The 13,711-nt window shown below is 57.0% G+C and carries 10 protein-coding genes and 3 tRNA genes; 10 read left to right on the top strand and 3 right to left on the bottom strand.

Annotation, left to right across the window (positions count from 1 at the left end):
• Positions 1-2: 2 nt before the first annotated feature.
• Together H9C73_RS13685 and H9C73_RS13680 are read right to left on the bottom strand one after the other, a co-directional pair.
• Positions 3-75 (bottom strand) — tRNA-Phe (locus tag H9C73_RS13685).
• 53 nt (positions 76-128) lie between these two features.
• On the bottom strand, positions 129-2,123 hold the full coding sequence (locus H9C73_RS13680; protein ID WP_209288463.1) for a methyl-accepting chemotaxis protein: 1,995 nt from the start codon (positions 2,121-2,123) through the stop codon (positions 129-131).
• A 257-nt stretch (positions 2,124-2,380) separates the two neighbouring features.
• Here H9C73_RS13680 and carA point away from each other — a divergent pair, with 257 nt between their 5' ends.
• The 3 genes from carA to greA are packed head-to-tail and all read left to right on the top strand — an operon-like array spanning position 2,381 to position 7,266.
• Positions 2,381-3,520: a glutamine-hydrolyzing carbamoyl-phosphate synthase small subunit gene (gene carA, locus H9C73_RS13675; RefSeq protein ID WP_209288462.1), complete on the top strand. Its 1,140-nt coding sequence runs from the start codon at positions 2,381-2,383 to the stop codon at positions 3,518-3,520.
• Positions 3,521-3,568: 48 nt separating this feature from the next.
• Positions 3,569-6,793, top strand: a complete 3,225-nt coding sequence (carB, locus tag H9C73_RS13670) for a carbamoyl-phosphate synthase large subunit (RefSeq protein ID WP_209288461.1) — start codon at positions 3,569-3,571, stop codon at positions 6,791-6,793.
• Complete coding sequence (gene greA / locus H9C73_RS13665) at positions 6,790-7,266, top strand: transcription elongation factor GreA (protein ID WP_209288460.1); 477 nt, start codon at positions 6,790-6,792, stop codon at positions 7,264-7,266. The genes carB and greA overlap by 4 nt, the downstream gene beginning before the upstream one ends.
• A gap of 80 nt (positions 7,267-7,346) precedes the next feature.
• Here greA and H9C73_RS13660 read toward each other — a convergent pair whose 3' ends face one another.
• Entirely contained in the window at positions 7,347-7,649 is a 303-nt protein-coding gene (locus H9C73_RS13660; protein WP_209288459.1) for a YhbY family RNA-binding protein, read from the bottom strand.
• A gap of 301 nt (positions 7,650-7,950) precedes the next feature.
• Between H9C73_RS13660 and ftsH the strand changes: the two genes are divergently transcribed.
• The 7 genes from ftsH to H9C73_RS13625 all read left to right on the top strand — a co-directional run bounded on the left by ftsH (position 7,951) and on the right by H9C73_RS13625 (position 13,675).
• The gene (gene ftsH / locus H9C73_RS13655) at positions 7,951-9,957 is read left to right on the top strand and encodes an ATP-dependent zinc metalloprotease FtsH (protein WP_209288464.1); all 2,007 of its coding nucleotides are present in this window, start codon (positions 7,951-7,953) and stop codon (positions 9,955-9,957) included.
• 86 nt (positions 9,958-10,043) lie between these two features.
• Positions 10,044-10,916, top strand: a complete 873-nt coding sequence (gene folP / locus H9C73_RS13650) for a dihydropteroate synthase (protein WP_209288458.1) — start codon at positions 10,044-10,046, stop codon at positions 10,914-10,916.
• Entirely contained in the window at positions 10,913-12,265 is a 1,353-nt protein-coding gene (gene glmM, locus H9C73_RS13645) for a phosphoglucosamine mutase (RefSeq protein ID WP_209288457.1), read from the top strand. Before folP ends, glmM begins: the two co-directional genes overlap by 4 nt.
• Before the next feature lie 42 nt (positions 12,266-12,307).
• Positions 12,308-13,072, top strand: a complete 765-nt coding sequence (tpiA, locus tag H9C73_RS13640; protein ID WP_209288456.1) for a triose-phosphate isomerase — start codon at positions 12,308-12,310, stop codon at positions 13,070-13,072.
• 12 nt (positions 13,073-13,084) lie between these two features.
• Complete coding sequence (gene secG / locus H9C73_RS13635; RefSeq protein WP_209288455.1) at positions 13,085-13,459, top strand: preprotein translocase subunit SecG; 375 nt, start codon at positions 13,085-13,087, stop codon at positions 13,457-13,459.
• Between the two features lie 7 nt (positions 13,460-13,466).
• Positions 13,467-13,552: transfer RNA gene (locus H9C73_RS13630), tRNA-Leu, on the top strand.
• Positions 13,553-13,598: 46 nt separating this feature from the next.
• Positions 13,599-13,675 (top strand) — tRNA-Met (locus H9C73_RS13625).
• Positions 13,676-13,711: the final 36 nt, after the last annotated feature.

The following is a 13,711-nucleotide window of genomic DNA, read 5'->3' as shown; positions in this document are numbered from 1 at the left end:
GGTGCCCAGAGGCGGAATCGAACCACCGACACGGGGATTTTCAATCCCCTGCTCTACCGACTGAGCTATCTGGGCAAGTCGGCGCATTCTGTCAGTAAAGTGCCGACAAGTCAACTATCTATCTGATTTCAGGTCGTTTGTTGGTTGTGGCTGAAACGTGAAACCATCTCTTCGAGTGTTTGGCTGACGTTGTCCATTTCAAGCGCGAGCTGCTTGTTGTTGTCAGCTTCTGCCGCAGACTCTTCTGCCAGGCGTGCACTGTAGTCAATCGCGCTCTTGAGTTCCGTTGTGGTCGCAGACTGTTGTTCGGTGGCCGATGCGATCATGGCATTCATCTCCATGATCTCGTTGACCGCGTCACGAATCTGCTCCATTGAAGTGCGGGTTTCGGAGATGGCATCAACAGTCGAGTGCACCAGTGATTTTTGCTTGTTCACGCAGTTGGATGCATCCTCAGAGGCCAGGTTCAACTTGTCGATCAGCTGCTGAATCTGTCCCGCAGATTCGGAGGTGTTGCTGGCCAGGTTGCGTACCTCATCGGCCACAACCGCAAAGCCGCGTCCGGCTTCGCCCGCCCGTGCGGCTTCGATAGCGGCATTGAGGGCAAGGAGGTTGGTCTGTTCGGCAAACCCGTGAATTACGCCCAGTACTTCACCAATCGCCAGGCTGTCCTGACGAAGGGTGTGGATGCTGGCTTCCGTACGTTCTGCTTCCTGCATCAATCGGGTGGCATACTCACTGGTACTCAGGATGCGTTCATGGCCCTGATCCGCTTGTTGCCCGGCTGCAGAGGTCACGTCACTGGTCCGGGTCGCATTATTGGCTACTTCTTCAAAAGAGGTAGTCAACTGCTGCATCTGATGTGCCGATGCCTGTGTCTGCTGTTGCTGCTGTCGGACACGATCTTCAAGGTTGGCAGCACTCTCGACAGCTCGAGTTTGCAGTGAACCGAGAGCACCGGTCTGTTCGCTGATCCGGTTGATCAACTCCTTGAAGTAGCTCTGCAGACGGTTAAGCGCCTGGTGCAGCAGTTTGGCTTCACTGAAGCGGCTGTTCAGCTCAATCGTTTCGTGAAGGTCACCTTCTGCCAGCTTGGCGATATGTTCACTGCCAAAAACGATGAGGCGTGCCAGGCGCATCAGCAACAGGCTCATCAGTCCGGCTGCGAGCAGGATCAACGCGACGCCCACACCCAGAATCCAGTAGGTCGTGTTCAGGGTTTGTCGGTAGGATGCATTCAACAGCGTTTCAATACTCGCGAGTTCATCCTGCAGCGATTGCATATTATCGGCGGCTGCGCTGTGACCTTGCTGTTTGAGGTCGCTGAATTTGCGGGCGTTCTCCAGTTCCTTGGGATAACGCCCAATCAGGCTGCTGATCTGGTTGATCGGCTCTTCGCCAATTTCGGTCCGGCTTTGTTCCGTATCCCAGCCCATCAACTCGGCCATGGGGTCGGCTTCTTCGACTTCATAGACGCCGAGTAGAGGCGTGCTGGCAAGGGCTTCCTGAACCGACTGCATCTGCTCCAACAGAAGCTGTATGGACTCGGCAGTATCCTGGTCGGGCTGTGTGAAATAGCTTTGTCTCAGCAGCGTCAGATCATGCAGGCTGCCAAGCAACTGAGCGCTCTTCTCCAAAAAGATCAGGGCGCGGCCTGATGCATCACCGTTGGGCTCACTGGACAGGTAGCCTTGCGCATAATCCGACAGGCTTTTCAGACTGTAGGCCAGTTCGCGTTCATTATTGATCAGCAGTGACTGGGGTTCTGACAACTTACCCGCACTGCGTAAGAGGGGGAGTGTGTCCTGCTGGAGGCTATTCAGTATGACGGAGATACGGTTTCTGACATCGGGTGCCAGCCAGAGGTTTTGGCTGTTTTGCTGCAACGCCTGGTCGATGCCCTGCTCAATTTCGCTGAGCAAAGAGGCGTTCCCGGTATTCAGATACTGATTGGCAGGTTGCTCAATGCCGTTCTTAACCTCAAGGGTATAAGCCTGGTACTGGGTGCTGTTGGAAAAGGCCTCACTCAACAGGAGGAGTGAGATGATGATGGATGCGGTCAATACACCGAGCATCAAAAGCAGAGTCATGGATGACAGACGTGCAAGTGTTGAAATGCGCATGAGGATCCCAACTGGAGGTTTACGATGCGCGGCAGTGTATTAACTTTTTGTGACGTGGCCGTGACATTGACGCAGAACAAAGCCAATAGACGCGGCAGGCGGGATGGTCTAAAATACGGCCGTTTACCTGCAGCAAGTGCAGGACACAAACAGCCAGTTTTTAAAAGCGAGGTAAGCATTATGTTTTGCCTCGCTTTTTTGCACGTATACTATCCAAATTGTCCAGATGAAGCAGCGCATACGCGGGGAGGTTTCAATTGACGCGACCAGCCATTCTAGCCCTTGAAGACGGCAGTATTTTCAGGGGGGTAGCAATTGGCGCTGATGGTGAATCCAGCGGCGAAGTGGTTTTCAACACTTCCATGACCGGATACCAGGAGATCCTGACAGATCCTTCCTATTCTCGCCAGATTGTGACCCTGACCTATCCGCATATCGGCAACACCGGTGTGAACCAGGAAGACCAGGAATCGGACCGCACTTGGGCGGCCGGTCTTGTTATCCGTGACCTGCCCCTGCTGGCCAGCAACTTCCGCAGTGAGCAGACGCTGGATGCCTACCTGAAAGACAACAACATCGTGGGCATCGCCGATATCGATACACGTCGCCTGACCCGTATTCTGCGTGAGAAAGGTGCGCAAAACGGCTGTATCCTGGCGGGTGATGCGATTGATGAAGAGAAGGCGCTGGCCTCAGCCCGAGCGTTCCCAGGCCTGAAAGGCATGGACCTGGCAAAAGAAGCCAGCGTGAGCGAACAGTACGAATGGCGCTCCAGCACCTGGGCACTGGGTGAAGGGCATCAGGATAAAGCTGATGCCGAACTGCCTTACCACGTGGTCGCCTATGATTTTGGTGTCAAACACAACATCCTGCGTATGCTGGTCGAGCGTGGCTGTCGCCTGACCGTTGTGCCTGCACAGACTCCCGCTGCTGATGTGCTGGCGATGAATCCGGATGGTGTGTTCCTGTCGAATGGACCGGGTGACCCCGAGCCCTGTGATTACGCTATTACCGCCATTCGTGAAATTCTGGACACTCAGGTGCCGGTTTTCGGTATCTGCCTGGGACACCAGCTGCTGGCACTGGCCTCCGGTGCCCGTACCGTGAAGATGAAATTCGGCCATCACGGGGCCAACCATCCGGTTCAGGATCTGGACAGCACCCATGTGATGATCACCAGCCAGAACCACGGCTTTGCAGTGGATGAAACGTCTCTGCCGGCCAACCTGCGTGCGACGCACAAGTCACTGTTCGACGGTTCCCTGCAGGGGATCGAACGCACTGACTGCCCGGCCTTCAGCTTCCAGGGTCACCCTGAAGCCAGCCCGGGTCCGCACGATGTGGCGCCGCTGTTCGACCGATTCATCGAACAGATCAAAGCCCGCAAGCAGGCCTGAGCCTGACTGTGAACCCGTGATAGCAATAGAGACGACCGGTTAAGACAGATGCCAAAACGTACGGACATAAACAGTATTCTCATCCTTGGTGCGGGCCCGATCGTGATCGGACAGGCCTGCGAATTTGACTATTCCGGTGCCCAGGCGTGTAAAGCCCTGCGTGAAGAGGGGTACCGCGTCATTCTGGTCAACTCCAACCCGGCGACCATCATGACCGACCCGGTGATGGCAGATGCGACCTATATCGAGCCGATCAACTGGAAAACCGTTGCCAAGATTATCGAAAAGGAACGCCCGGATGCGCTGCTGCCGACCATGGGCGGCCAGACTGCACTGAACTGCGCACTGGACCTGGACCGTGAAGGCGTGCTGGAACAGTACGGCGTTGAGATGATCGGTGCCACTCAGGACGCCATCGACAAGGCCGAAGACCGTGACCGCTTCGACAAGGCGATGCGCAACATCGGCCTCGAGTGCCCGCGCTCGGCCATGGCACACAGCATGGAAGAAGCCCTGCAGGTGCTTGACTCCATCGGCTTCCCGGCGATTATCCGTCCGTCCTTCACCATGGGTGGTTCCGGTGGCGGTATCGCTTACAACCGTGAAGAGTACATCGAGATTTGTGAGCGTGGTCTGGACCTGTCGCCGACCAACGAACTGCTGATCGACGAGTCCCTGATCGGCTGGAAAGAGTATGAGATGGAAGTTGTGCGTGACAAGAACGACAACTGCATCATCGTCTGCTCGATTGAAAACTTTGACGCCATGGGCGTGCACACCGGTGACTCCATCACGGTCGCCCCGGCACAGACGCTGACCGACAAGGAGTACCAGATCATGCGTAATGCATCGATCGCGGTACTGCGTGAGATCGGTGTGGAAACCGGTGGTTCCAACGTGCAGTTCGGTGTGGATCCGAAGACCGGCCGTGTCGTGGTGATCGAGATGAACCCGCGCGTGTCCCGCTCGTCTGCGCTGGCATCCAAGGCGACCGGCTTCCCGATTGCCAAGATCGCCGCCAAGCTGGCAGTGGGCTATACCCTGGATGAGCTGCAAAACGACATCACCGGTGGCCGTACCCCGGCGTCTTTCGAGCCGTCCATCGACTACGTTGTCACCAAGATTCCGCGTTTCACCTTTGAAAAATTCCCGCAGGCCAACGACCGTCTGACCACTCAGATGAAGTCCGTGGGCGAAGTGATGGCGATTGGCCGTTCACAGCAGGAGTCTCTGCAGAAAGCCCTGCGTGGTCTGGAGGTCGGCTCTGTCGGCTTTGATCCGGTCGTTGACCTGGCGGCAGAAGATGCCCGTGACGAGATCGTGGGTGAGCTGACTCAGCCGGGTGCCCAGCGCATCTGGTACATCGGCGATGCTTTCCGTCTGGGCATGAGTGTTGATGAAATCTACAAGCTCAGCGGCGTGGACCCCTGGTTCCTGGTGCAGATCGAAGATCTGATCAAGGACGAGCAGCGCGTGTCTGAAACCGCACTGAGTGAACTGGACAAGGATCAGATCTTCCGCCTCAAGCGCAAGGGCTTCTCTGATGCACGTCTGGCACAGCTGCTGGGTGTAAGCGAGAAACAGTTCCGCAAACACCGTCAGAACCTGGGTGTACGTCCGGTGTTCAAGCGCGTGGATACCTGTGCGGCCGAGTTCGCTACTGACACCGCGTACATGTACTCCTCCTACGAGGAAGAGTGCGAGGCCAACCCGTCCGACCGTGAGAAGATCATGGTAATCGGCGGTGGTCCGAACCGTATCGGTCAGGGCATCGAGTTTGACTACTGCTGTGTACATGCAGCACTGGCAGCACGTGAAGACGGTTACGAAACCATCATGGTCAACTGTAACCCGGAAACCGTGTCTACCGACTACGACACCTCCGACCGCCTGTTCTTCGAGCCGATTACGCTGGAAGATGTGCTGGAGATCGTGAATGTCGAGAAGCCCAAGGGCGTTATCGTACAGTACGGTGGCCAGACCCCGCTGAAACTGGCCGTGGCGCTGGAGCAGGCCGGTGTGCCGATCATCGGTACCAGCCCGGAAGCGATTGACCGCGCCGAGGACCGTGAACAGTTCCTGCAGATGCTGAAGCGTCTGGGGCTGAAGCAGCCTGAGAACGCGACCGTTCGGAGCCTGGAAGAAGCGATCGTCAAGGCCGCTGAAATCGGTTATCCGCTGGTGGTACGCCCCTCCTACGTACTGGGTGGCCGTGCCATGGAAATCGTGTACAAGGAAGACGAGCTGCGCCGCTACATGAACAGCGCGGTGCAGGTGTCCAACGATGCACCGGTATTGCTGGACCACTTCCTGAACGCGGCCGTCGAAGTCGACATTGATGCGGTCAGCGACGGCAAGACCGTCGTGATCGGTGCCATCATGCAGCACATCGAACAGGCCGGTGTACACTCCGGTGACTCCGCCTGCTCGCTGCCGCCCTACAGCCTGGCTGCGGATGTGCAGGACGAGATGCGCGAAATGGTTCGCAAGATGGCACTGGAGTTGGGTGTCATCGGTCTGATGAACGTACAGCTGGCGTATCAGGATGGCGAAATCTACGTCATCGAGGTCAACCCGCGTGCGTCGCGTACAGTGCCGTTCGTCTCCAAGTGTATCGGTACCTCTCTGGCGGCGATTGCAGCCCGTGTCATGGCCGGCAAGTCACTGGAAGAACTGGGCTTCACCAAAGAGATCGTGCCGACCCACTTCAATGTGAAGGAAGCGGTGTTCCCGTTCAACAAGTTCCCGGGTGTAGACCCGATTCTTGGCCCGGAAATGAAGTCTACCGGTGAAGTGATGGGTACCGGCGCGACCTTCGGCGAGGCGTTCATGAAGGCGCAGATCGGTGCCGGTGAGAAGATGCCGTCTGCCAAGGGCAAGGCGTTCATCTCTGTCCGTGACGTGGACAAGCAGGCGGTTGTGTCCGTTGCCAGGGATCTGTCCGAGCTGGGCTTTGCGCTGGTCGCGACCTCAGGTACGGCTGCGCTGCTGGCCGAGTCCGGTCTGGAGGTCACCCGCGTGAACAAGGTGGCTGAAGGTCGTCCGAACATTGTGGACATGATCAAGAACAACGAAATCAGCTACGTAATCAATACGACCGAAGGTCGCAAGGCGATTGCGGATTCTGCTGAAATTCGTCGCTCTGCGCTGCAGCACAAGGTGCCTTATACCACTACACTGGCCGGTGCGGCTGCAACTGCAGAAGCACTCAAGTATGGTGAAGAGAAAACCGTTCGACGTCTGCAGGACCTGCATGCAGGAGAAACATCATGAAGCGTGTACCCATGACGGTTGCCGGCGAAAAGGCACTGCGTGAGGAGCTGAGTGACCTCAAGTCCGTACAGCGGCCTGAGGTCATCGCCGCCATCGCTGAAGCGCGTGAGCACGGCGACCTTAAGGAAAATGCCGAATACCACGCTGCGCGTGAGCAGCAGGGATTCATTGAAGGGCGTATCCGTGAGCTGGAGTACAAGCTGTCTCAGGCTCAGGTCATTGATGTAACGGAGATCCCGCACAGCGGAAAGGTGATCTTCGGCTGCACCGTTGATCTGATCAATGTCGAAACCGATGAAGAGGTCCGTTACCAGATCGTCGGTGACGATGAGGCAGACATCAAAAAGGGCAAGATCTCGGTCAATTCACCGATTGCCCGTGCTCTGGTCGGCAAGGAAGAGGGTGATGTGGCTGCGGTCCAGACCCCTTCCGGCATGATTGAGTACGAAGTGGCTGAGGTGGCGCATATCTGACCCGTCCGGCCACAAAAAAAACCGCTGGCAATGCCAGCGGTTTTTTTATGCCTGCAGCGATACAGCCAGTTGAGCGAGTATCAGCGCAGCAGGTTGGAGAGTTTGGGGTTGGGCTCCTGCGCCTTGCGATACAGCAGTGCGATGTTGCCAATCTCCTGAACCAGCTGTGCTTCGACAATGTCGCACAGTTCACGGATCAGCTGACGCTTCAGGGTGCGGTCGCCAACGGCAAACTTCACTTTGATCAACTCGTGATCTTCCAGTGCGCGATCGACCTCGAGCTGGATGTTCTCGGACAGACCGTTACCCGCAACCATGACGATCGGGTTCAGTTTGTGGCCCAGGGTGCGAAGATGCTTCTTTTGCTCAGCCGTCAAGCTCATACTAGAATATGGTGCCTCTTGGTGGGGGCAGTGCCCCGTTGATCAAATAAAGTACCATTTTACCTGAGTCGGCATGAGCTGAGTAGCAGGTGGGTCAATAAGAGATACTGATTGGCGGCATGATGGAACATTTTTCCATGGCGCCAATCAAACAAGGTCAGGGTTGAGCAGCGGGTTTGCTCGGAAATGCCCCCAGGGCCGTATAAGTAGAAAAGGTTGCGAAGCGGTGCTGATTCAGTAACAGTGGCAATCAGCAACGGCCGACAGAATTGAGTGAACAGAGGGTGGTCCATTGAACGATATGGCAAAAAATCTGGTGTTGTGGCTGGTGATCGCAGCGGTGCTGCTCACGGTCTTCAACAATTTCAGTGCCGAACAGGAAGGGAGCAAGCTGAGCTACTCCGATTTCGTGGCCGAGGTGCAGAGTGGCCGCGTGTCCAAAGTGACCATTGATGGTTATGACATTATTGGTCAGCGCAGCAACGGTGAGCGCTTTGAAACCGTGCGCCCGGCTGTGCAGGACCCCAAGCTGATTGATGATTTGCTCGAGAACAACGTCGTGATCGAGGGCAAACAGCCGGAGCGCCAGAGTATCTGGACACAGTTGCTGGTGGCTTCCTTCCCGATCCTCGTGATTATTGCTGTTTTCATGTTCTTCATGCGCCAGATGCAGGGCGGTGGCGGCGGCAAGGGCGGCCCCATGTCCTTCGGCAAGTCCAAGGCGCGCATGATGAGCGAAGACCAGGTGAAGACCACGTTTGACGATGTGGCAGGTGTTGAAGAAGCCAAGGAAGAAGTGAAAGAGCTGGTGGATTATCTGCGTGATCCCGGCAAGTTCCAGCGCCTTGGCGGTCATATCCCGCGTGGTGTGCTGATGGCAGGCTCTCCCGGTACAGGTAAGACTCTCCTGGCGAAGGCGATTGCCGGTGAAGCACGGGTGCCTTTCTTCAGCATCTCGGGTTCCGACTTTGTCGAGATGTTCGTGGGTGTCGGTGCTTCCCGTGTGCGAGACATGTTTGATCAGGCCAAGAAGCATGCCCCCTGCATCATCTTCATTGACGAGATCGATGCGGTTGGTCGCCACCGTGGCGTTGGCATGGGCGGCGGTAACGACGAGCGTGAACAGACGTTGAACCAGTTGCTGGTGGAAATGGACGGTTTCGAAGGTACTGAAGGCATTATCGTAATTGCCGCGACCAACCGTCCTGACGTGCTGGACCCGGCACTGCTGCGTCCGGGCCGTTTTGACCGTCAGGTGCATGTAGGCCTGCCGGATATCCGTGGCCGTGAGCAGATCCTGAAAGTGCACATGCGCAAGGTGCCTCTGGGCGACGATGTTAAGCCGGAATTGATTGCACGCGGCACGCCCGGCTTCTCGGGTGCCGACCTGGCCAACCTGGTCAACGAGGCAGCACTCTTTGCTGCCCGTAACAACCGTCGCACTGTCAGCATGGAGCAGTTCGAGCAGGCCAAGGACAAGATCATGATGGGTGCCGAGCGCAAGTCCATGGTGATGTCCTACAAGGAACGTCTGAATACGGCATACCACGAGTCTGGCCACGCGATTATCGGTCGCCTGATGCCGGAGCATGATCCGGTCTACAAGGTATCCATTATTCCGCGTGGTCGTGCACTGGGTGTGACCATGTTCCTGCCGGAGGAAGACCGTTACAGTCACAGCCGTCAGTGGATTATCTCCCAGATCTGTTCGCTGTACGGCGGACGTCTGGCCGAAGAGATGACCCTGGGTAAAGAGGGTGTCACGACCGGTGCGTCCAACGACATCCAGAAGGCCACCACACTGGCACGTAACATGGTGACCAAGTGGGGTCTGAGTGATGATCTGGGGCCGCTGCTGTATGGCGAAGAGGATGATGATCCCTTTGGTCGTGGCATGGGGCAGGGCGCCAAGCCCATGTCGGAAGAAACCCAGAAGCGCATCGATGCAGAAGTGAAACGGATCATAGACGAGTGCTACCAGAGAGCTTCTCAGATCCTGCATGACAATCGCGATATTCTGGATTCCATGGCTGAAGCACTGATGAAGTATGAAACCATTGGTGCCGAGCAGCTCGACCAGCTCATGGCGCGCAAGGATGTAACCCCGCCGGATGGCTGGGTTGAAGCCCAGGAGCGTGCCGATCAGGCTGAGCGTGATGTTGAAGAGATGAAGCAGCAGTCACGTGACGATGATGACATGCCCGAGGTTGATGAACCTGCAGGTGATGAAGCCGGAGAGAGCTCCGGTGAAGATGCCGAGGATCAGGCATCTGACAACCCGTGGAAAAAGCCGGACGGCGACCGCTGATTGCGGCGCTCGTCTTGTTCGAAAGCCGGCCAGTGTGCCGGCTTTTGTGTTTTCGGCTGCGTGCAGGCAGTTAAGAGGTAGAAATAATGGCAGTACTGAAGTGTGCAGAGCGTTCGCTGGACCTGAAACGTGTACAGGTCATGGGCATCCTGAACGTAACCCCGGATTCTTTCTCCGATGGGGGGAGTGTATATGAGGACCGAAGCCTGTCAGTTGCGCAAGCGCTGAGAAAGGCTGAGCAGCTGGTGAAAGAAGGTGCGAGCATTATCGATATCGGGGGTGAGTCAACCCGGCCGGGGGCCACGCCGGTCCCGCTGGAGGAGGAGTTGGCGCGTGTTGTCCCCGTTGTAGAAGCGGTTGCACGCGAGCTGGATGTGGTGATCTCGGTGGATACCAGTGCGCCTGAAGTGATGCAGGCGGCCGCCGATGCGGGTGCGCACCTGTTGAATGATGTCAGGGCATTTTCGCGTCCCGGGACACTGGAGGTGGCGGCTGCAACGGAACTGGCCATTTGCACCATGCACATGCAGGGTCAGAGCCCGGCCGATATGCAGCAAAACCCGGAATACCGCGATGTGGTTGATGAGGTCACAGGCTTTCTGAAGCATCAGGTTGAACGTTGTCGTAACGCAGGGATCGCGGACGAGCGCATTCTGCTGGACCCCGGTTTCGGGTTCGGCAAGACGCTGGAGCATAATCTGCAGTTGCTGAATCGTTTGGAGCAATTGCATATACTCGAACTGCCGCTGCTGGTGGGAACATCCCGCAAGTCCATGATCGGACTGGCACTGAACCGTCCGGTTGATGAGCGCCTGTATGGCAGTCTGGCAACGGCAGTGCTGGCCACCACCAAGGGGGCCAAAGTGATTCGCGTACATGACGTGGCCGCAACGGTAGATGCGGTTCGCATGACGGAAGCGGTACTCGAGGAAGGGGTGCAGATGGAGCAGACACAGTGAGCAGGAAATTTTTTGGAACCGATGGCATTCGTGGCGAAGTGGGGCAGTTCCCCATTACCCCGGACTTCGTGTTGAAACTGGGCTGGGCTGCCGGCTGCGTCTTTGCGCGAGAAGGCCGCAGCATGATCTTGATCGGTAAGGATACCCGCATCTCCGGGTACATGTTTGAGTCAGCGCTGGAAGCCGGGCTGTCAGCCGCAGGCGTGGATGTGTTGCTGACAGGTCCGATGCCGACCCCGGCGATTGCCTACCTGACGCGGACCTTCAGAGCCAATGCCGGGATTGTGATCAGTGCGTCTCACAACGTGTATTCCGATAATGGCATCAAGTTCTTTTCCGGTGACGGAACCAAGCTGCCGGACAGTGTAGAGCAGGCCATTGAGGCACAGATGGATCTGGCCATGACAACGGTGCCTTCCGCCGAGCTTGGCAAGGCTCGTCGAGTGGACGATGCTGCCGGGCGTTATATCGAGTTCTGCAAGGGCACATTGAACAACAATCTTAGCCTGAAAGGGCTGCGAGTGGTGCTGGACTGTGCCAATGGCGCAACCTATCACGTGGCGCCGAAAGTGCTTGAAGAGCTGGGCGCCGAGGTGATTGAAATCGGCTCCTCCCCTAATGGCGTGAATATCAACGAAGGTTGCGGCGCAACGGCGCCGGCGCGACTGCAGAAAGTCGTGATGGCTGAACAGGCGGATCTGGGTATAGCGCTGGATGGCGACGGTGACCGCCTGATACTGGTGGATCATGCCGGGGAGGTCGTTGATGGTGACGAGATTCTCTACATCATCGCCGGCGCCTGGCAGTCACAGGGTGTCATGCAGGGGGGCGTCGTCGGTACCCTGATGTCGAATCTGGGGCTGGAACAGGCACTGGAGCGAATGGGGCTGCCGTTTGTGCGTGCCAAGGTTGGTGATCGCTATGTGCTGGAGCAGCTGCAGGCGCATGAATGGCTGCTGGGCGGTGAAAGCTCGGGGCACATCGTGTGCGGAAACCTGACCACGACCGGTGACGGGCTGGTCGCTGCGCTGCAGATCCTCAAGGCAATCTGCGATACCGGCCAGAGCCTGGCCGAGCTGAAGGCGGGCATGCACAAAATGCCGCAGCAGATGATCAACGTGGCCATGCCGGTTCGGGTCGATGTCATGCAGCAGCCTTCTGTGGTGGAAGCCGTCTCTGATGTGGAAGCGACGCTGGGTACGCGAGGCCGTGTTTTGCTGCGCCCGTCCGGCACTGAACCCGTGGTTCGCGTGATGGTTGAGGGCGAGGGTGCCGGGGAAGTGGATACCCTGTGTAGGCAGCTGGCGCAAAACGTAGAAAATGCGCTGGGGGAGCTTGCCAGCAAGTAGGCACTCCGATACTATATGCGCCTCTTTCGTAAGGGGATATCGATGCGTAAGGCACTGGTTATCGGGAACTGGAAGATGAACGGTCGCTTGGCCGCCAATGAGGCGCTGCTGAACGGTCTGTCATCCGGCGCCGAATGCCTTTCAGACGATGTTGAAGTAGCTGTGTGTCCGCCCAGTGTATACATTGCGCAGGCTGCCTCGCTGCTGCAGAAGAGCTCCATTGGCGTGGGTGCGCAGAATATTGCCACTCAAGCATCCGGTGCCTTTACGGGAGAGGTGAGTGCAGAGATGCTCACCGATTTTGGCTGTGAATGGGTCATTGCAGGTCACTCCGAGCGACGTTCGCTGTATGGCGAGTCCGATCAGGATGTGGCACTCAAGGTGGCCAAGGCGGTCGAATCGGGAATCGTTCCGGTTATCTGTGTTGGCGAGACACTGGAGGAGCGGGAAGCAGGTCAGGCACTTGCACGTGTCAGGAGTCAGCTTGAAGCGGCTCTGGCCCAGCTTGAAGGTGATCAGCTGGCGAGCATCGTAGTTGCGTATGAGCCGGTTTGGGCCATAGGTACCGGGCTGACAGCAACGCCTGATCAGGCCCAGGAAGTTCATCAGGTGCTGCGTCAGGCATTGAACGAGTGCCAGGTTGATCTGGGTGATAAAGTGCGTATCCTTTACGGCGGCAGCGTCAACGCGGCCAACGCGGATTCACTTTTTGCACAGCCTGATATCGATGGAGGCCTCATTGGTGGGGCATCCCTGAAGGTTGACGATTTTCTCGCGATCTGCCGTGCGGCGGCAGTCGAAAGCTAAGACGGTATTAATATGGAAAGCGTTGTCCTGATTATCCATGTGTTGCTTGCGGTCGCCATCATTGCATTGGTGTTGCTGCAGCAGGGCAAGGGTGCGGAAGCCGGTGCGGCTTTCGGCGGTGGTGCATCGCAAACGGTTTTTGGCAGCCAGGGTTCAAAAAGTTTTCTTGGACGTTTGACTGCAGTGGTCGCTGCGGGTATCTTTGCGACCAGTTTTGCACTGGCGGTTTTCGCCAAGCAGAAAGCGGAAAATGTCACAGGTGCTGGCATCCCTTCTGCTGAAGTGATTGAGTCAGCGGCTCAGCCGGTTGACGAGAACGAACTGCCGGCGCTGGAAACTCAGCAGGCAGGCGACAAGGCAGCTTCTGATATCCCGGTTGCTGAGTAAAGAATACGCCGAAGTGGTGGAATTGGTAGACACGCCATCTTGAGGGGGTGGTGAGCCTAGCTCGTGCCGGTTCGAGTCCGGCCTTCGGCACCATTTGTAAGTTGATCAGGTGATGTGTATAATATGCACCTGTTTCTGATGCGGGGTGGAGCAGTCTGGTAGCTCGTCGGGCTCATAACCCGAAGGTCGTTGGTTCAAATCCAGCCCCCGCTACCACTTTTTACGAAAAAGCCCCTATCAAGGGGCTTTTTC

It is taken from the genome of Marinobacterium alkalitolerans (genome assembly GCF_017776525.1).
In the GTDB taxonomy this organism is placed as follows: domain Bacteria; phylum Pseudomonadota; class Gammaproteobacteria; order Pseudomonadales; family Balneatricaceae; genus Marinobacterium; species Marinobacterium alkalitolerans.
This window is presented reverse-complemented; position numbering and strand designations above follow the sequence as displayed.